This is a genomic window from Inmirania thermothiophila (genome assembly GCF_003751635.1).
Taxonomy (GTDB): Bacteria; Pseudomonadota; Gammaproteobacteria; order DSM-100275; family DSM-100275; genus Inmirania; species Inmirania thermothiophila.
The window spans coordinates 299,374-316,306 of record NZ_RJVI01000002.1 but is presented as its reverse complement, the minus strand read 5'-3'; the positions used below and the strand labels follow the sequence as shown (position 1 = coordinate 316,306).

Genomic DNA, 16,933 nt, shown 5'->3' with positions numbered 1-16,933 from the left:
CCGATGGAGGCCTTCCTCGGCCTCGATCTCGGCACCTCGGGGGTGCGCGCCTGTGCCGTCGACGCCCGGGGCCGGCTCCTCGCCCGCGCCGGCGTGCCCCTGCCCCCGCCGCGGCGCCTCGGCACCGCCAGCGAGCAGGACCCGCGGGCGTGGTGGCGGGGGATCGCGGCGGCGCTGGCGCGGCTGCGCCGCACGCTCCCGGCGGGGACGCGGCCGCGCCGGCTCGCGGTGGCGGCCACCTCGGGCACGGTGCTCGCCTGCGACGAGGCCCTGTGCCCGCTCGGCCCCGCCCTCCTCTACGACGACGCCCGCTGCGCCGAGGAGGCCGCCTGCATCGCCGCCGCGGCCCCGCCCGAAAGCCCCGCCCGCGGCGCCGCCTCGGGGCTCGCCAAGTGGCTGCACCTGCACCGCCGCGGCGCCCCCCTCGTCCTCCACCAGGCGGACTGGATCAACGCCCGCCTCCTCGGCCGCCCGCCGCCCACCGACGCCAACAACGCCCTCAAGACCGGCTACGACCCCGGCGCGGGGCGGTGGCCGGCGTGGCTCGCCGGGCTGGGACTCGATCCCGCCGCGATGCCCGCCGTGGTGGTGCCCGGGACGCCCCTCGGCACCATCGCCGCCGACGCCGCCGCGGCGCTCGGCCTGCCCCCGGACCTGGTGGTGGTCGCCGGGACCACCGACAGCACCGCCGCGGTGGTCGCGGCCGGCGCCCGCGCCCCGGGGGACGCCGTCACCAGCCTCGGCTCCACCCTGGTGGTCAAGGTGGTCTCGGCGCGCCCGGTGGCGGACGCCCGCCACGGCGTCTACAGCCATCCCCTGGGCCGGCTGTGGCTCGCGGGCGGCGCCTCCAACACCGGCGGCGCGGTCCTCGCCCGCTGGTTCACCCCGGCGCGCATCGAGGCCCTGTGCCGCGAGATCGATCCCGAGCGCGACAGCGGCCTCGACTACTACCCGCTCGCCCGCCCGGGCGAGCGCTTTCCCGTCGCCGACCCCGCGCTGGCGCCGCGCCTCGCGCCCCGCCCCGCCGATCCCGTCCGCTTCCTGCACGGGCTGCTGGAGGGCATCGCCCGCATCGAGGCCGCAGGCTACCGCCGCCTCGCCGAGCTCGGCGCGCCCTTCCCGCGCCGCGTCCTCACCACCGGGGGCGGCGCCGCCAACGTGGTCTGGACGCGGATGCGGCGGCGCATCCTCGGCGTTGCCGTGAGCGCCGTGCCCGAGGCCGAACCGGCCCTGGGGGCGGCGCGGCTCGCCCTCGGCGGCCCCCCTCAGCCCTGAGCGAGGAGGCGCCGGATGCGCTCGACGGCGCGCTCCAGGCGGTCGATCCCGGTGGTGTAGGCGAAGCGGACGTGGCCTCGGGCCTCGTGGCGCCCGAAGTCGGTGCCGGGGGTGACGGCGACGTGGGCCTCCTCCAGCAGGCGCCGGCACAGGCGCTCGCAGTCGTCGTCGAAGGCCCGGGAGTCGGCGTAGACGTAGAAGGCGCCCTGCGGCGTGACCGGGACCGAGAAGCCGAGCCCGCGCAGGGCCGGAACCAGGAACTCGCGCCGCGCGCGGAAGGCGGCCCGCCGCTCCTCGGCGATCTCGAGGGTGGCGGGCGTGAAGGCGGCGAGGGCGGCGTGCTGGGCCGGGGTGGGGGCGGCGATGAAGAGGTTCTGGGCCAGCCGCTCGAGGGCGCGCACCAGCCCCTCGGGGGCCACCAGCCAGCCCAGGCGCCAGCCGGTCATCCCGAAGTACTTGGAGAAGCTGTTGATGACGAGGACGTCCTCGCCGAGGGCGAGCGCGGTGGGCGCCTCGCCCTCGTAGACGAGGCCGTGGTAGATCTCGTCCACCACCAGGGCGGCCCCGGTGCGGCGGCACCAGGCATGGATGGCGGCGAGCTCCGCCGGCGCGATGAGCGTCCCCGTGGGGTTGGCGGGGCTCGCCACGAGGACCAGGCGCGGCGGCGGATCGAGGGCGGCGAGGGCCGCGGCGGTGGGCTGGTAGCCGTGCTCCGCCGCCCCCGGCAGCGCCACCGCGCGCCCCTCCACGGCGCGGGCGAAATGGCGGTTGCAGGGATAGCCGGGATCGGCGAGGGCCACGGTCTCGTCGCGTCCGAGCAGCGCCGCCAGCACCAGGAGCAGCGCGCCCGAGGCCCCGGGCGTCACGACGATGCGCTGCGGCGCCACGGCGAGGCCGTGCCGTTCCCGGTAGTGGCGGGCGATGGCCTCGCGCAGCTCCGGAATCCCCAGCGCCGGGGTGTAGCCGGTGCGCCCCTCGGCGAGCGCCCGCCGCCCGGCCTCGACGATGGGCCGCGGGGTGGGGAAGTCCGGCTCGCCCACCTCCATGTGGATGACGTCGGCGCCGGCCGCCTCCAGCGCCCGGGCGCGCGCCAGCACGTCCATGACGCGGAAGGGCTCGATGGCCTCGGCACGGGCGGCCAGGCGCAGCGGGTCGCGGTTCAGATGCTGTCCTCCGACAGCCCCTGCCGGCGCAGGATCTCGCGCAGCCTGCGCAGGGCGTCCATCTGGATCTGGCGCACCCGCTCGCGGGTGACGCCGATCTCCGCCCCCACCTGCTCCAGGGTCGCCTTCTCGTGGCCGTGCAGCCCGAAGCGGCGCTCCACCACCGCGCGCTGCTTGTCGCTGAGCTCGGCGAGCCAGCGCTCGATGCAGGCGTAGAGGTCGGCCTCCTGGAGCTGGTCGGCGGGGTCGGGATTGCTCTCGTCCGGGATCGCGTCGAGCAGGACCTTGTCGTCGTCGTGGCCGATGGGGGTGTCCACCGAGGCGATGCGCTCGTTGAGGCCCAGCATGCGCTTGACCTCCTCGGCCGGGCGGTCGAGCATCTCGGCGATCTCGTCGGCGGTGGGCTCGTGATCCAGCTCCTGCGCCAGCTTGCGCGCCGCGCGCAGGTAGCTGTTGATCTCCTTGACCACGTGGATCGGCAGCCGGATGGTGCGCGTCTGGTTCATGATCGCGCGCTCGATGGTCTGGCGGATCCACCACGTGGCGTAGGTGGAGAAGCGGAACCCGAGCTCCGGGTCGAACTTGTCCACCGCCCGGATCAGCCCGAGGTTGCCCTCCTCGATGAGGTCCAGCAGAGGCAGGCCGCGGTTCATGTAGCGGCGCGCGATCTTGACCACGAGGCGGAGGTTGCTCTCGATCATCCGCCGGCGCGCGGCCTCGTCGCCGCGCTGCGCCCGCCGCGCGTAGTAGACCTCCTCCTCCGCGGTCAGGAGCGGCGAGGCGCCGATCTCGCTGAGGTACATGCGGGTGGCGTCTAGCTCGCTGGAGCGCATCTCCCCGGGCGCGAAGCGCCGGGGCACACCCCGCGCCGCCGGTTCCTCCTCCGCCTCGTCCTCGGGAAGCGGCTCGTTGGCCGCCTCCTCCTCTCCTTCGATCCCGTCGTCGGCCTCGATCTCGGGCTCCTCGGCCATGCTCCGACTCCTCCATTGCCGCCGATGAGGCCCCTCCCCGGTCAGCGCCGCGGCAGCAGGGTCAGCGGATCGACGGGCTCGCCGAAGCGGCGGATCTCGAAGTGCAGCTTCGGCCGGTCGGCCCCGCTCGCCCCGAGCTCGGCGATGACCTGCCCAGCGCGCACGTGCTCCCCTTCCCTGACCAACAGCCGCCGGTTGTGGCCGTAGGCGCTGAGCCATTCCGCATTGTGCTTGACGATGATAAGGCGGCCGTATCCGACGAGTCCACTTCCGGCGTAGACCACCCGCCCGGCGGCCGCGGCGCGCACCGGCTGACCCGGCCTGCCGCCGATGTCGATGCCCCGCTTGGCGCCGTCCCGGAAGCCGGCAAGGAGCGGGCCCTCCGTGGGCCAGGAAAAGACCGGGCGCCCCGCGGGGCCGGCGGCGGCGGGCGGCGCCTCCCGCGCTGCCGGCACCGCCGGCCGCTCCGCCTCGGGCGTGGGCTGCGCCCTCGGCGCCGGCGGCCGCCGCCCGGGCGAAGCCGTGGCTTTCGGCGCGCCGGCCCGCGCGGTCGCGGCCTGCGGCGGCCGCAGCCGGATCCGCTGGCCCGGGTGGATGCGGTAGGGCGGCGCAATCCCGTTCCAGGCCGCGAGGCGGCGGTAGTCGAGGCCGTGCCGCCAGGCGATGGCGTAGAGCGTCTCTCCCCGGCGCACCACGTGCACGCCGGGGGGATCCGGCGGCGGGTGGTTGAGCCAGGCGCGGGGGCTGCACGCCGCGAGCAGGATCGCGGCGAGCACGGCGGCCGCCGCCCTGCCCGCCTGCCCCATCATCCCCCCCGCAGCACCAGCCAGAGCACCGCCGCCGCCGCCACCATGCCCCAGCCCAGCCCGTCGACCCAGCGATGCAGCGCCGCCTCCATGCGCGCCCCGCCGAGGCGCATGAGGCCGGCGACGAGGAAGAAGCGGCCGCCGCGACCGGCGACGGAGCCGGCGACGAAGGGCACCAGCGGCATCCCGGCCACGCCCGCGGCGATGGTGAAGACCTTGTACGGGATGGGGGAGAACCCGGCCAGCAGGATCACCCACAGGCCGTGGCGCGCGAACCAGGTCCGCGCCTGCAGGTAGGCCTCCCAGTAGCCGGCCCGCTCGAGCCACGGCGCCACGAGGTCGAAGGCGAGCGCACCGATGGCGTAGCCCGCGATCCCGCCGGCGACCGAGGCCGCGGTGGTGAGCGCCGCAAGCCGCCAGGCCCGCTGCGGGCGCGCCAGCGCCATCGGCGCCAGCATCACGTCCGGCGGCACCGGGAAGAAGGACGATTCGGCGAAGCTCAGCAGCCCCAGCAGCCACGGCGCGCGCGGGTGGCGCGACCAGGCCATGACGCGGGCGTAGAGCCGGCGGAAGGGGCGCATCCTCAGCCCCGCCCCGCCTGGAAGGGCACGAAGCTGACCTCGGCCAGGGCCTCGCGCACCCAGCCGCCGCCCTCGCGCCGCAGCCGCACCAGCACCTGCCCGCCCCCCGGCGGCCCCACCGGCCCGACGATGCAGCCGGCGGCGGCGAGCTGGCCCGGCAGCGCCGGCGGGATCTCCTCGGGCGCCGCGGTGAGCACGATGGCGTCGAAGGGGGCGCGGTCGGGCCAGCCGTGGGCGCCGTCGCCGTGGCGGACGACGACGTTGCCGACCCCCGCCTCGCGCAGGCGCTGGCGGGCGCGGGCGGCCAGGGCGCCGATCCGCTCCACCGAGAAGACCTGCCCCGCGACCGCCGCCAGCACCGCCGCCTGGTAGCCCGATCCGGTGCCGATCTCGAGCACCCGCTGCGGGCGCGCGACCACCTCCAGCACCGCCTCCGCGAGCCGCGCCACCACCCAGGGCTGCGAGATGGTCTGGCCGAAGCCGATGGGCAGGGCCGTGTCCTCGTAGGCCCGGCTCGCGAGGGCCTCGTCCACGAAGAGATGGCGCGGCACCTCGCGCATCGCCGCGAGCACCGCCGGCGCCCGGATCCCCGCCGCGCGCAGCCGCTCCACCATGCGCTCGCGCACCCGCGGCGAGGTCATGCCGACACCACGCCGAAGCCGCAGGTCCATCACGGGCGCAGCGCCTCCGCCCACGCCCGCAGCCGACCCAGCGCCTCGTGGTGGGTGAGGTCGACGTGGATCGGCGTCAGCGCCACCCGCCCCGCGGCGACGGCGTGGAAGTCGGTGCCGGGGCCGGCGTCCTCCTCCGGCCCCGCCGGCCCGATCCAGTAGATGGGGCGCCCGCGGGGATCGGTGGTGCGCACCACCGGCTCGGCGCGGTGGCGGTGCCCGAGGCGGGTGACCTCGATCCCCGCCACGGCCTCCATGGGCAGGTCGGGGACGTTGACGTTGAGGATGGTGTCCGGCGGCAGGGGGTCGCTCAGCAGCCGCTCGACGATGGCCCGTGCCACCCGCGCCGCGGTGGGGAAGTGCTGCGGGTCGTGGGCGGCCAGCGACACCGCCACCGCCGGGTAGCCGAGGAAGCGCCCTTCCATCGCCGCCGCCACCGTCCCCGAGTAGAGGACGTCGTCGCCGAGGTTGGCGCCGGCGTTGATGCCCGAGACCACCATGTCGGGCTCCCGCTCCAGCAGCCCCGTGATGGCGAGATGGACGCAGTCGGTGGGGGTGCCGTCCACGTAGATGTAGCCGTTGTCGGCGCGGTGCGCGCGCAACGGACGGTCGAGGGTGAGCGAGTTGCTGGCGCCGCTGCGGTTGCGCTCGGGGGCGACCACCGTCACCTCGCCGAGCGTCGCCAGCGCATCGGCGAGCACCTGCAGCCCGGGCGCGCGGTAGCCGTCGTCGTTGGTCACGAGGATGCGCATGGGTCCTCCGGCAGCGTTGCCGCGTAACTATACCCGAAGGCGCCACCGCCCCCGGGCTATACTGGCGGCGCGAGATCCCGGGGGCCGCCATGCCCGTCGACGACGAGGACCGTGCGCTGTTCCGCCGCGCCGTCCGCGGCGCCCGCCGCCTCACCCCCGAGCGGGCGGAGGTGCGCGGACCGCGCCCGCCGCCGCGCGCCCTGCAGAGCGCCGCCGAGCGCGAGGCGGTGCTGCGCGCCTCGCTCTCGCACTCGCCCCTCGCCCTCGAGGTGGAGACCGGCGAGGAGGTGGTCTTCCTGCGGCCGGGGCTCGACCGGCGCATCCTGCGCCGCCTGCGCCGCGGCCACTACGCCGTGGGCGACCAGATCGACCTCCACGGGCTGCGCGCGGACGAGGCCCGCGAGGCCCTCGCCGCCTTCCTCCGCCGCTCGCTCGGACGCGGCGTGCGCTGCGTGCGGGTGATCCACGGCAAGGGGCTGCGCTCGCCCGGCGGCGAGCCGGTGCTTCGCCGCGCCGTCCCGCGCTGGCTCGCCCGCCGCGACGAGGTCCTGGCCTTCTGTTCGGCGCCGCCCGCCGACGGCGGCCTCGGCGCCCTCTACGTCCTCCTGCGCGGCGGCTGAGCGGCGGGATCCAGCGGGCGCGGCCGGTCCCGCCGGCGGTCGACGATGCAGTAGAAGCCGAAGGGCTCGCCGCCCTCGTTGCGCAGCTGGTGCGCCCCCAGCGGGGCCACGTAGGCCACGTCGTGGGGCCCGATCTCGAACTCCTCCTCCCCGATGCGCACCCGGCCCCGGCCGCGGGCGCCGATGATGGCATGCTCGTGCACGTGCGCCTCCAGGGTCGTGTAGCCACCGGGACCGATCTCGAAGTAGCGCAGCTCGAAGGCGGTGGACTCGCCGTGCTGGCCCACGAGCTCGAAACGCTGCACGTCGCGGAAGCGCCCCTGGCCGTCCTCCTTGTAGCGGCGTGCGCGCCGCGCCGCCCAGCGGAAGGGCGCCTCCTGGGCGAGGAACGCCCCCGCCGGCGCCGCACCGCCGCGGGAAGGCGCCGGTGACGGGGTCCGGGCGCCGCCCGCCGCCGCCTGCGCCCCCAGGGCCTCGGCGAAGCGGGCGGCGCTGCGGCGCACCTCGTCCGGGCTCCCCAGCACCGCACCGCCGATGAGCAGGATCGCGTCCTCGCCGTAGCGCCGCACGAGCGCCGGCACGTCCTCCAGCGCCATGCCCCCGGCCGGCACCGGCATCGCCGCACGCACCGGACCCAGCGGCTCGCGCAGGGCCCCGGCGATGCGCTCGCACTGGGCCGGCGTGAACCCGAAGCGCCCCCCGGCGTCGGGGAAGACGGCGGCATCGGCGCCGAAGAGCCGGAACAGCGTCCCGAGGAGGAGACCGTGCTCGATGCCGTGCCCCGCCCGCGCCAGCCAGCCCCCGGTCATGGCCGGATGGGCCAGGACCACGAGGGGGAAGCTGGCGGCGATCCAGCGCATGCGCTCGAGCCCCAGGATCGCGGGCGAGACCAGGACGCCGCGCACCCCGGCCCGCACCGCGTACTCCAGCTGTGCCTCCAAGCGCGTCCCCGCGGCGTTGATGGCCGGAAGGTAGAGGGCGCGCCGGCCGGTGCGGGCCGCCGCCCGCTCCACCGCCTCCTGGCAGCGCGCCACGCGCTCCTCGAAGGGCGCCGTGGCCTGGTCGGCCAGGCCGTGGTCGTCCTTGACCAGGTCGCCACCGCCCTCCACGAAGGCCTCGGCGATCGCCGCCAGCGACACCGCGTCGAGCCCCACGGGCTTGAGGGCGGTGGCGGCGAGGGGGCGGCCGTACACGCCGGTGAGCTGGCGCAGCCCCTCGATGCCGTAGCGGGGCCCGCCGAGCCCCCGCAGAACCCCCTCCGGCAGCGCGAGCCCCGCCAGCACCACGCCCTCCAGGAGCGAGACGTTGCCCCACAGGAGGTTGAGGAGCTGGGGCGGATCCGAGCCCACCACCTCCGCCGGGTAGGCGACGGTGACCCGCCAGCGCCCCGGGCCCGCCGCATGCGGCCCGTCGACGCGGCCGCCCACCATCCCGCGCGCCGCGGGGAAGCGCCCCAGCACCCGCGGCGAGAGCTCCACGGTCTGCTCGTGGGCGATGGCGTCCGCCCGCGCCGCCGCCTCCTCCGCGTCCCCGGCGGCGAGCTCGTAGGTGACGAGGATCTCTCTCGACAACGGATTTCCCGGAAGATGCAGGATCTCAGGCGTGGTCCGCCACCCCGCGCGCCGGCGGCGCCGGCTCCGGTGCCGGCCAGCGGACCTCGACGCGCAGGCCATTATAGCGGGACTCCTCGAGCCGGATGCGGGCGCCGTGCAGCTCGGCGATGCGCCGCACGATGGAAAGGCCCAGGCCGCAGCCCGCGCCGGCGCTGCCCGGCCGGCGGTAGAAGCGCTCGAAGACGCGCTGCCGCTCCTCCGGCGGGATCCCCGGGCCGCTGTCCTCCACCGTGAGCACCGCAGCCCCCCGCTCCGCCACCGCCACCCGCACCGCCACCCGCCCGCCCGCGGGCGTGTACCGCACGGCGTTGTCGACGAGGTTGCGGGTGAGGACGGCGAGGGTCTCCTCGCCCGCCTCCACCGGCGCCGGCACCGCCTCCAAGGAGAGGTCGATGCCGCGGGCGATGGCGAGCGGGGCGAGCTGCGCCGTCACCTCCTCCACCACCTGCGCGAGGTCGGCGCGGCCGCCCCCCGCGGTCTGCCCCGGCTCCATGCGCGCCAGGGTCAGGAGCTGGCCCACCAGGTGGGTCATGCGGTCGACCCCCTCCACCACCCGCCGCAGCGCACGCTGGCGGTCGCCGCCCTCCCGGGCCCGCATCGCCACCTGCGCCTGCGTGCGCAGCGCCGCCAGCGGCGTGCGCAGCTCGTGGGCCGCGTCGGCGGTGAAGCGCCGCTCGCGCTCGAGCGCCAGACGCAGCCGCACCAGCAGGGCGTTGAGGGCCTCCACCAGCGGCCGGACCTCCGCCGGCAGGCCCTCGGGCTCCAGCGCATCGAGCCGGTCCGGGGCACGCCGGGCGAGCTGACCCTGCAGCGCCCTGAGGGGGCGGAGCCCGACCCCCACCCACCACCAGATGAAGAGCCCCAGCACCGGCACCAGCACAATGCTGGGCGCCAGCATGCCCCAGGCCACCTGGCGCGCCAGGCCGCCGCGCAGGTCCAGCCGCTCGGCCACCTGGGCCTCGATCTCGCCCGCCGGATGGACCACCGCGTAGACGCGCCAGCGCGCGCCGCCGATCTCCCGCTCCGAGAAGCCGGCCACCTCCGCCAGCCGTGCGCCCGCCGGCGCGTTGGGCGAGCGCAGCACGAGACGGTCGCCGAGGACCCAGACCTGGAAGGCCACGGGGGCCTCGTAGTCGTGCACCATGGGCAAGTCGAGGACGCGCGGGTGCGCCAGGAGCGAGTCCGGCGACGGCGCCGCCCCGGACTGGAAGGCGAGCTCCTCGCCCAGCTCGTGGTGACTCAACGAGAGCAGCACCCGCGCCGTCTGCGCCAGTTGCGCGTCGTGGAAGGCCGCCACCTCGCGGGTGGCGCGCCAGTAGCTGAACGCAGCCCCGACACCCCACAGCAGCAGCGTGCCGCCGAGCAGGGGCAGCAGCAGCCGCGCCCGCAGCGAACCCTTCATGCCGGCGCGTCGATGACGTAGCCGACGCCGCGCACGGTGCGGATGAGCCCGCTGCCGAGCTTGCGCCGCAGGTGATGGATGTGGACCTCGACGGCGTTGCTCTCGATCCGGTCGGCGTCGTCGTAGAGGCTGCGCTCGAGCCGGCTGCGCGAGAGCACGCGCCCGCGATGCTCCAGGAGCAGGACCAGGATCTCGAACTCCCGCGGGGTGAGCGGTACCGGCTCGCCGTCCCGCCAGACCCGGTGCGCCGCCGTGTCCACCGCGATCTCCCCGTGGCGCAGGAGCGCCCCCACCTGCCCCGCCCGCCGCCGCCGGATCGCCCGCAGGCGCGCGCACAGCTCGTCGAGGTCGAAGGGCTTGACGAGGTAGTCGTCGGCCCCCTCGTCGAGCCCCCGCACCCGCGCCTCCACCGCGTCGCACGCCGTCAGCACCAGCACCGGCGTGTCGTCCCCGCGCCGGCGCATCTCCCGCAGCAGCGTCCACCCGTCCGGCGGCGGCAGCAGGAGGTCGAGGACGACGGCGTCGTAGCCGCCGGCCTCCAGCATGCCCCGCGCCTCGCGGCCGCCCGTGACCCAGTCCACCACGTAGCCCTGCAGGCGGAGCCCCTCGGCCACGCCCTCCCCCAGCGGATGATCGTCCTCCACCAGCAGCACCCGCATCGCCGTGTTCCCTCTGCCCCGCCTCCTCGCCGCCGGGCCTCCAGCGCGAAGCGTAGCCCATGCGGGGTTAATGCCACGTTAACCACATGCGTCCTGCGGGCATGCCAGCAGCTCGCGTACCAGGGCGGTGGCATAGGCCCCGGACGGCAGGGCGAAGCGCAGCACCAGCGCGTCGCCCTCCAGGCGCCAGCGCAGCCCCTGTGGCAGCACCCGCAGCGCCCGCCGCTCGTGGGCGAGCCCTGCCGCCTCGAGGCCCCGGCACCAGGCCGCCCACGGCGCCAGCACCGCCGCCTCGAGGGCGGCGCAGGCGCCGCAGGCCAGCGACGGCCCGGCACCCCAGAGGGGGCCGCTCGGGTGGAGGTCGCCGCGCCGGCAGCGCCGCGCCAGGGCCTCGTCCGCCTGCGGCGCGGCGAAGACCGAGCGCGAGCCGGCGAGCGCCACCGCCTCCCCCGGCAGCAGCCGCGCCCAGGAGCCGTCGGCGATGCGCGCCGCCGCCACCCGGTTGAAGAGGTGGGCGCGGGCGGCCGAGAGCACCATGCCGCGCCGGAAGCGCCCGGTGGGGGCGGGGCCGCCGCCGAACCAGACCGCGGCGGCCTCCAGGTTGCTCCCCCCCTGCCCGAAGCGCTGCGGCCCGAAGAGGTTCGGCACCCCCGCCTCGGCGATGCGCCCGAGACGCGCGGCGAGCGCCCGCGGATCGGCGCTCAGCTCCCGCACCACGAGGCGGAAGCGGTTGCCGGCGAGCCCGCCCCGGCGCAGCGCGCGCCGGTGCCGGGTCTCGGCGAGGACGCGGAAACGGCCCTCGGCGTGCCGTTCCCAGTCCACCGGCAGCGCACGCGGCAGGTGGACGGAGAACCACTGGCGGGCGACGGCGCGGCGGTCCTTGAGGCCGGCCCAGGCCACCCGCGCCGCGCCCATGCCGGCGGCCCGCGCGAGCCGCTGCGCCACCCACGCGGTGTCCGCATCCACCTTCTCCACCTGCAGGTAGACGTGCTCGCCGCGGCCTTCTGGGGCGAAGCGCAGGACCTCCTCGACCACGAAGTCCTCGGGCCGCACCCGCAGCCGCCCGCGCCCCACCGGCCCCCCGTGGGCGAAAGGGATCGCCGCCAGGGGATCCCCCACGGCGCCCGGCGCCACGCCCTCCTCAGCCACGGGGCAGGAGCAGGACCACGGCGTGGGCGGCGATGCCCTCCCCGCGGCCCACGGCACCGAGCCCCTCGGAGGTGGTGGCCTTGATGCTCACCGCCCCCACCTCGACGCCGAGGTCGGCGGCGAGGCGGGCGCGCATGACCTCGACGTGGGGGGCGAGCCGCGGGGCCTGGGCGATGACGGTGACGTCGGCGTTGCCGGGCCTCAGCCCCGCCGCCGCCACCCTCGCCACCACCTCGCGCAGGAGCACGCGGCTGTCGGCCCCCGCCCACGCCGGATCGCGGTCGGGGAAGTGGCGGCCGATGTCGCCGAGGGCGGCGGCCCCGAGGAGGGCGTCGCAGAGGGCGTGGATGACGACGTCGCCGTCGGAGTGGGCGATGAGCCCGTGGGTGTGCGGGATGCGCACGCCGCCCAGCACCACGCCGTCGCCGGGCCCGAAGCGGTGGACGTCGAAGCCGTGGCCGATGCGCGGGATCATGCCCCCTCCTCCTCCAGCAGGCGCAGGGCCGCCGCCGCCAGCGCCAGGTCGCCCGGATGGGTGATCTTGAGATTGAGGGGGCTGCCCGCCACCAGCCGCGGCCGCCGCCCGAGCCGCTCCACCGCCGCCGCCTCGTCGGTGACCGGCGCCCCGGCGGCGCCCTCGAGGGCCTCGCGCAGGAGCCCGTAGCGGAAGACCTGCGGCGTGAGCGCGCGCCACAGCCCCTCCCGCGGCACCGTCTCCGCGACCCGGCCCTCGGCCTCGCGCTTGAGGGTGTCGCCCACCGGCAGCGCGAGCAGCGCGCCGTCCGCGTCGGCGGCGGCCGCCGCCACCACCGCCTCCAGGTCCCGCCGCGGCAGGCACGGGCGCGCCGCGTCGTGCACCGCCACGAGGTCCTCCGCCCGGGCCCGTCCCGCGAGGGCGGCGAGCGCCGCCCGCACGGAATCGCAGCGCTCGGCACCGCCGGTCACGGTGGCCACCGCGACCCCCTCCGGCGGCCGCACCTCGCCCCAGCCGCCGTCGTCCGCGGCCAGCGCCACCACCGCGCCCGCCGCCGCCGGGTGGGCGCAGGCCCGATGCAGCGCGTGCTCGAGCACGGGCCGCCCCGCCAGGCGCAGGTACTGCTTGGGCCGGTCCGCCCCCATGCGGGTGCCGCGCCCCGCCGCCGGCACCACCACCCACAGCCGCTCAGCGGCCATCCTCCGCCTCCGGCGCCACCACCTGGAAGAAGGTCTCGCCGGGCCCGATCATGCCCAGCTCGCTGCGCGCCCGCTCCTCGATCGCCTCCACCCCCTCCTTGAGATCCATGACCTCGGCGGCGAGGCGGCGGTTGCGCTCGGCCAGGCGCGCGTTCTCCTCCGCCTGCGCGGCGATCGCCCGCTGCAGCGCGGCCACGCTGCGCAGCCCGCCCTCCCCCAGCCACAGGCGGTACTGCAGCACCGCCAGCAGGACGGCGAGGAGGAGCAGCAGCCAGCGCACCCGCGCTCAGCCCTCCGCGCGCGGGAAGGCGGCAAGCCCCGGGTAGCGGCCCGCATCCCCCAGCTCGCGGGCGATGGCGAGGAGCCGGTTGTACTTGGCGACGCGGTCGGTGCGGCAGAGCGACCCGGTCTTGATCTGGGTCGCGGCCGAGCCCACCGCGAGATCGGCGATGGTGGTGTCCTCGGTCTCGCCGGAGCGGTGCGAGACGATGCTGGCGTAGCCGGCCTCGGTGGCGAGGCGGATCGCCTCCAGGGTCTCGGTCAGGGTGCCGATCTGGTTGAGCTTGATCAGGATCGCGTTGGCTACGCCCTCGTCGATGCCGCGCCGGAGGATGGCCGGGTTGGTGACGAAGACGTCGTCGCCCACGAGCTGGACCCGCCCGCCGAGACGGCGCGTCAGCTCCTGCCAGCCGGCCCAGTCGTCCTCGGCGAGGCCGTCCTCGATGGTGACGATGGGGTAGCGCTCGACCCACGCCGCGAGCAGATCGATCATGCCGCCGGCGTCGAGCTCGCGTCCCTCGGAGGCGAGGCGGTAGCGCCCGCCCTCGCGCAGCTCGCTGGCGGCCACATCGAGGCCCAGGTGGATGTCGCGCCCGGCGGTGAAGCCGGCGCGCCCGATGGCCTCCATGAGGACCTCCAGCGCCGCCTCGTTGGAGGGCAGGTCGGGGGCGAAGCCCCCCTCGTCGCCCACCCCGGTGGCGAGCCCGCGCCCACGCAGCACCGCCTTGAGGGCGTGGAAGATCTCGGCCCCGTAGCGGATCGCCTCGGCCATGTCCGGCGCGCCCGTGGGCAGGATCATGAACTCCTGCACGTCGACGCTGTTGTCGGCGTGGGCGCCGCCGTTGAGGACGTTCATCATCGGCACCGGCATGGTGAAGGCCTCGGCGCCGCCCCCGAGCCGGCGGTAGAGGGGCTCGCCGGCCTCGGCCGCGGCCGCCCTGGCCACCGCCAGCGACACCCCGAGGATGGCGTTGGCGCCGAGGCGGGCCTTGTTGGGGGTGCCGTCGAGCTCGATCAGGCGCCGGTCCAGGGCCTCCTGCTCCGCGGCCTCCATGCCCCGCACCGCGGCGAGGATCTCCCCCTCGACATGGGCCACCGCCCGGCGCACCCCCTTGCCGCCGTAGCGGGCGTCGCCGTCGCGCAGCTCCACCGCCTCCCGCGTGCCGGTGGACGCCCCGGATGGCACCGCGGCCCAGCCCCGCGCCCCCGAGGCCAGGTGCGCCTCCACCGCCACCGTGGGGTTGCCGCGCGAATCGAGGATCTCCAGGGCCTTGAGGTCGACGATCTCCGACATGAACGTTCCTTTCCTTCCGGGATGTTACGTTGCCTTTCTCATGGTCTGTCGAGATCCTGCGGCAGCCCTCGGACGCAGCCCCGCAGGGCCACGAGGGTCTCCAGCAGGGCCTCCACCCGGTCCAGGGGCCAGGAGTTGGGCCCGTCGCTGAGGGCCCGGTCCGGATCCGGGTGGGTCTCCATGAAGATGCCGTCGGCGCCGGCCGCCACCGCCGCCCGCGCCAGCACCGGCACGAAGCGGCGGTCGCCTCCGGAGCGCCCCCCGAGCCCGCCCGGCTGCTGCACCGAGTGGGTGGCGTCGAAGACCACCGGGCAGCCGGTGGTGCGCAGCACCGCCAGCGAGCGCATGTCCGCCACCAGGTTCTGGTAGCCGAAGCTGTAGCCGCGCTCGCACACGAGGAGGGCGTCGTTGCCCGCAGCGCGCGCCTTGGCCACCACGTGGACCATCTCCCAGGGGGAGAGGAACTGGCCCTTCTTGAGGTTGACGGGGCGCCCCTGGCGGGCCACCGCCTGGATGAAGTCGGTCTGGCGGCAGAGGAAGGCCGGCGTCTGCAGCACGTCCACCACCGCCGCCACCTCGGCCAGGGGCGTGTGCTCGTGGACGTCGGTGAGCACCGGCACGCCCACCTCCCGCCGCACCCGCTCCAGCGCCGCCAGCCCCCGCTCCAGCCCCGGGCCGCGGAAGCTCTCGTGGGAGCTGCGGTTGGCCTTGTCGAAGGAGGCCTTGAAGACGAACGGGACGCCCAGGCGGGCGGTGATCCCGCGCAGCCGCTCGGCCACCTCCAGCACCAACGCCTCGCTCTCGATGACGCAGGGGCCGGCGATCAGGAGCAGGGGGGCGCCGGGTCCGACCTCGAACCCGCACAGCCTCATGCGCTCGCCGCCCCCGGCAGCTCGCGCTCGCGGTGCATCCGCGCGGCGCGGATGAAGCCGGCGAAGAGCGGGTGGCCGTCGCGCGGGGTGGAGGTGAACTCGGGGTGGAACTGGCAGGCCAGGAACCACGGGTGATCCGGCAGCTCCACCACCTCCACCAGGCGCCCGTCGTGGGAGCGTCCGGACACCACCAGCCCCGCCCCCTGCAGGCGCTCGAGGTAGTTGTTGTTGAACTCGTAGCGGTGGCGGTGGCGCTCGACGATGACGTCGCGCCCGTAGAGGTCGTGGGCCAGGGTCCCCGGCACCAGGCGGCAGGGCTGGCCGCCCAGGCGCATGGTGCCGCCGAGGTCGGAGTCCTTGTCGCGCCGCTCGAGCCGCCCGTCGCGGTTCTGCCACTCCGTGATGAGGGCGATGACCGGGTGCTCGCAGGCCGGATCGAACTCCGTGCTGTGGGCCCCGGCGAGGCCCGCCACGTGGCGTGCGAACTCGATCACCGCCACCTGCATGCCGAGGCAGATGCCGAGATAGGGGATGCCGTTCTCGCGCGCATAGCGGGCGGCGGCGATCTTGCCCTCGACCCCGCGCTCGCCGAAGCCGCCGGGGACGAGGATGGCGTCGGCGCCGGCGAGCAGCCCCGTGCCCTCCGTCTCGAGCCGCTCGGAGTCGACGTAGCGGATGTCCACCCGGGTGCGGGTGTGGATGCCGGCGTGCACGAGGGCCTCGTTGAGGGACTTGTAGGAATCCACCAGCTCCACGTACTTGCCCACCAGGGCCACCTGGACGGTGCCCTCCGGGTGCTCCATGGCCTCCACCACCCGGTCCCACTCGGACAGGTCCGCCTCGGGGGCGTCGATGCGCAGCTTCTCGCAGACGATGCGGTCGAGGCCCTGCTCGTGGAGCAGGCGCGGGATCTTGTAGATGTTGTCCACGTCGCGGGCGGAGATGACGGCGCGCTCCTCGACGTTGGTGAAGAGCGCGATCTTGCGCCGCTCCTCCGCCGGCAGCGCGCGGTCGGCCCGGCACAGGAGGATGTCGGGCTGGATGCCGATGGAGCGCAGCTCCTTGACCGAGTGCTGCGTCGGCTTGGTCTTGATCTCCCCCGCGGTGGCGACGTACGGCAGCAGCGTGAGGTGGATGAAGATCGCCCGCTCGTGCCCGAGCTCCACCCCCATCTGCCGGATCGCCTCGAGGAAAGGCAGCGACTCGATGTCGCCCACGGTGCCGCCGATCTCCACGAGGGCGACGTCGGCATCGCCCGCCCCCAGCCAGATGCACTCCTTGATCTCGTCGGTGATGTGCGGGATCACCTGCACCGTGCCGCCCAGGTAGTCGCCGCGCCGCTCCTTGCGGATGACGCGCTCGTAGATCTGGCCGGTGGTGTAGTTGTTGCGCTTGCTCGTGGTGATGCGCACGAAGCGCTCGTAGTGGCCGAGATCGAGGTCGGTCTCGGCGCCGTCCTCGGTGACGAAGACCTCGCCGTGCTGGAACGGGCTCATGGTGCCCGGATCGACGTTGATGTAGGGATCCAGCTTGGACAGGCTCACCTTGAGCCCCCGGGCCTCGAGGATGGCGCCCAGGGAGGCCGCCGCGATGCCCTTGCCCAGCGAGGAGACGACGCCGCCGGTGATGAAGATGAACTTGGTCATTGGGAGA

The 16,933-nt window shown here is 75.9% G+C and carries 18 protein-coding genes; 2 read left to right on the top strand and 16 right to left on the bottom strand.

The window, feature by feature from the left end; all coding sequences use genetic code 11:
* The first annotated feature begins 3 nt into the window (after nucleotides 1-3).
* Entirely contained in the window at nucleotides 4-1,275 is a 1,272-nt protein-coding gene (locus tag EDC57_RS07205; protein WP_123401212.1) for an FGGY-family carbohydrate kinase, read from the top strand.
* Here the strand turns inward: EDC57_RS07205 and EDC57_RS07200 are convergent.
* The 6 genes from EDC57_RS07200 to surE are packed head-to-tail and all read right to left on the bottom strand — an operon-like array spanning nucleotide 1,266 to nucleotide 6,219.
* A complete protein-coding gene (locus EDC57_RS07200) occupies nucleotides 1,266-2,438 on the bottom strand; it encodes a pyridoxal phosphate-dependent aminotransferase (RefSeq protein WP_425454797.1) in 1,173 nt (390 codons plus the stop codon). The two genes, EDC57_RS07205 and EDC57_RS07200, sit on opposite strands and share 10 nt — an antisense overlap.
* Nucleotides 2,435-3,409 (bottom strand): RNA polymerase sigma factor RpoS, encoded by a 975-nt coding sequence (gene rpoS, locus EDC57_RS07195; RefSeq protein WP_123401211.1) that lies wholly within the window; start codon nucleotides 3,407-3,409, stop codon nucleotides 2,435-2,437. The genes EDC57_RS07200 and rpoS overlap by 4 nt, the downstream gene beginning before the upstream one ends.
* A 41-nt stretch (nucleotides 3,410-3,450) precedes the next feature.
* Nucleotides 3,451-4,218 (bottom strand): peptidoglycan DD-metalloendopeptidase family protein, encoded by a 768-nt coding sequence (locus tag EDC57_RS07190; protein ID WP_211331921.1) that lies wholly within the window; start codon nucleotides 4,216-4,218, stop codon nucleotides 3,451-3,453.
* Nucleotides 4,215-4,796, bottom strand: coding sequence for a YqaA family protein (locus tag EDC57_RS07185; RefSeq protein WP_123401209.1), 582 nt, complete (start codon nucleotides 4,794-4,796; stop codon nucleotides 4,215-4,217). The genes EDC57_RS07190 and EDC57_RS07185 overlap by 4 nt, the downstream gene beginning before the upstream one ends.
* Nucleotides 4,797-4,798: 2 nt before the next feature.
* The gene (locus EDC57_RS07180) at nucleotides 4,799-5,467 is read right to left on the bottom strand and encodes a protein-L-isoaspartate(D-aspartate) O-methyltransferase (RefSeq protein WP_123401208.1); all 669 of its coding nucleotides are present in this window, start codon (nucleotides 5,465-5,467) and stop codon (nucleotides 4,799-4,801) included.
* A complete protein-coding gene (surE, locus tag EDC57_RS07175) occupies nucleotides 5,467-6,219 on the bottom strand; it encodes a 5'/3'-nucleotidase SurE (protein WP_123401207.1) in 753 nt (250 codons plus the stop codon). The genes EDC57_RS07180 and surE overlap by 1 nt, the downstream gene beginning before the upstream one ends.
* Before the next feature lie 89 nt (nucleotides 6,220-6,308).
* Between surE and EDC57_RS07170 the strand changes: the two genes are divergently transcribed.
* Nucleotides 6,309-6,839, top strand: coding sequence for a Smr/MutS family protein (locus tag EDC57_RS07170; protein WP_123401206.1), 531 nt, complete (start codon nucleotides 6,309-6,311; stop codon nucleotides 6,837-6,839).
* Here EDC57_RS07170 and EDC57_RS07165 read toward each other — a convergent pair.
* From EDC57_RS07165 to EDC57_RS07120, 10 genes are all read right to left on the bottom strand, one after another.
* The gene (locus tag EDC57_RS07165; protein ID WP_123401205.1) at nucleotides 6,815-8,410 is read right to left on the bottom strand and encodes a RuBisCO large subunit C-terminal-like domain-containing protein; all 1,596 of its coding nucleotides are present in this window, start codon (nucleotides 8,408-8,410) and stop codon (nucleotides 6,815-6,817) included. The genes EDC57_RS07170 and EDC57_RS07165 overlap by 25 nt on opposite strands.
* Nucleotides 8,411-8,435: 25 nt before the next feature.
* Entirely contained in the window at nucleotides 8,436-9,854 is a 1,419-nt protein-coding gene (locus EDC57_RS07160; protein ID WP_123401204.1) for a sensor histidine kinase, read from the bottom strand.
* On the bottom strand, nucleotides 9,851-10,513 hold the full coding sequence (locus tag EDC57_RS07155) for a response regulator (RefSeq protein ID WP_123401203.1): 663 nt from the start codon (nucleotides 10,511-10,513) through the stop codon (nucleotides 9,851-9,853). Before EDC57_RS07155 ends, EDC57_RS07160 begins: the two co-directional genes overlap by 4 nt.
* Before the next feature lie 78 nt (nucleotides 10,514-10,591).
* Entirely contained in the window at nucleotides 10,592-11,647 is a 1,056-nt protein-coding gene (gene truD / locus EDC57_RS07150) for a tRNA pseudouridine(13) synthase TruD (protein ID WP_245995171.1), read from the bottom strand.
* 7 nt (nucleotides 11,648-11,654) lie between these two features.
* Nucleotides 11,655-12,137, bottom strand: a complete 483-nt coding sequence (ispF, locus tag EDC57_RS07145) for a 2-C-methyl-D-erythritol 2,4-cyclodiphosphate synthase (RefSeq protein WP_123401202.1) — start codon at nucleotides 12,135-12,137, stop codon at nucleotides 11,655-11,657.
* Nucleotides 12,134-12,835 carry a 2-C-methyl-D-erythritol 4-phosphate cytidylyltransferase gene (gene ispD, locus EDC57_RS07140; protein ID WP_123401201.1) on the bottom strand — a complete coding sequence of 234 codons (702 nt, stop codon included), beginning with the start codon at nucleotides 12,833-12,835 and terminating at the stop codon, nucleotides 12,134-12,136. The genes ispF and ispD overlap by 4 nt, the downstream gene beginning before the upstream one ends.
* Nucleotides 12,825-13,115: a cell division protein FtsB gene (gene ftsB / locus EDC57_RS07135; protein WP_123401200.1), complete on the bottom strand. Its 291-nt coding sequence runs from the start codon at nucleotides 13,113-13,115 to the stop codon at nucleotides 12,825-12,827. The genes ispD and ftsB overlap by 11 nt, the downstream gene beginning before the upstream one ends.
* A gap of 6 nt (nucleotides 13,116-13,121) precedes the next feature.
* Nucleotides 13,122-14,408, bottom strand: a complete 1,287-nt coding sequence (gene eno, locus EDC57_RS07130; protein WP_123401199.1) for a phosphopyruvate hydratase — start codon at nucleotides 14,406-14,408, stop codon at nucleotides 13,122-13,124.
* Nucleotides 14,409-14,446: 38 nt separating this feature from the next.
* Nucleotides 14,447-15,280, bottom strand: a complete 834-nt coding sequence (kdsA, locus tag EDC57_RS07125; protein ID WP_123401198.1) for a 3-deoxy-8-phosphooctulonate synthase — start codon at nucleotides 15,278-15,280, stop codon at nucleotides 14,447-14,449.
* A complete protein-coding gene (locus EDC57_RS07120) occupies nucleotides 15,277-16,926 on the bottom strand; it encodes a CTP synthase (RefSeq protein WP_123401197.1) in 1,650 nt (549 codons plus the stop codon). The genes kdsA and EDC57_RS07120 overlap by 4 nt, the downstream gene beginning before the upstream one ends.
* Between the last annotated feature and the right edge of the window lie 7 nt (nucleotides 16,927-16,933).

Coding starts and splice junctions, on each gene's coding strand:
- EDC57_RS07205 (WP_123401212.1), top strand. CDS start 4: ATGGAGGCCTTCCTCGGCCTCGATCTCGGCACCTCGGGGGTGCGCGCC.
- rpoS (WP_123401211.1), bottom strand. CDS start 3,409: ATGGCCGAGGAGCCCGAGATCGAGGCCGACGACGGGATCGAAGGAGAG.
- EDC57_RS07190 (WP_211331921.1), bottom strand. CDS start 4,218: ATGATGGGGCAGGCGGGCAGGGCGGCGGCCGCCGTGCTCGCCGCGATC.
- EDC57_RS07185 (WP_123401209.1), bottom strand. CDS start 4,796: ATGCGCCCCTTCCGCCGGCTCTACGCCCGCGTCATGGCCTGGTCGCGC.
- EDC57_RS07180 (WP_123401208.1), bottom strand. CDS start 5,467: ATGGACCTGCGGCTTCGGCGTGGTGTCGGCATGACCTCGCCGCGGGTG.
- surE (WP_123401207.1), bottom strand. CDS start 6,219: ATGCGCATCCTCGTGACCAACGACGACGGCTACCGCGCGCCCGGGCTG.
- EDC57_RS07170 (WP_123401206.1), top strand. CDS start 6,309: ATGCCCGTCGACGACGAGGACCGTGCGCTGTTCCGCCGCGCCGTCCGC.
- EDC57_RS07160 (WP_123401204.1), bottom strand. CDS start 9,854: ATGAAGGGTTCGCTGCGGGCGCGGCTGCTGCTGCCCCTGCTCGGCGGC.
- EDC57_RS07155 (WP_123401203.1), bottom strand. CDS start 10,513: ATGCGGGTGCTGCTGGTGGAGGACGATCATCCGCTGGGGGAGGGCGTG.
- ispF (WP_123401202.1), bottom strand. CDS start 12,137: ATGATCCCGCGCATCGGCCACGGCTTCGACGTCCACCGCTTCGGGCCC.
- ispD (WP_123401201.1), bottom strand. CDS start 12,835: ATGGCCGCTGAGCGGCTGTGGGTGGTGGTGCCGGCGGCGGGGCGCGGC.
- eno (WP_123401199.1), bottom strand. CDS start 14,408: ATGTCGGAGATCGTCGACCTCAAGGCCCTGGAGATCCTCGATTCGCGC.
- kdsA (WP_123401198.1), bottom strand. CDS start 15,280: ATGAGGCTGTGCGGGTTCGAGGTCGGACCCGGCGCCCCCCTGCTCCTG.
- EDC57_RS07120 (WP_123401197.1), bottom strand. CDS start 16,926: ATGACCAAGTTCATCTTCATCACCGGCGGCGTCGTCTCCTCGCTGGGC.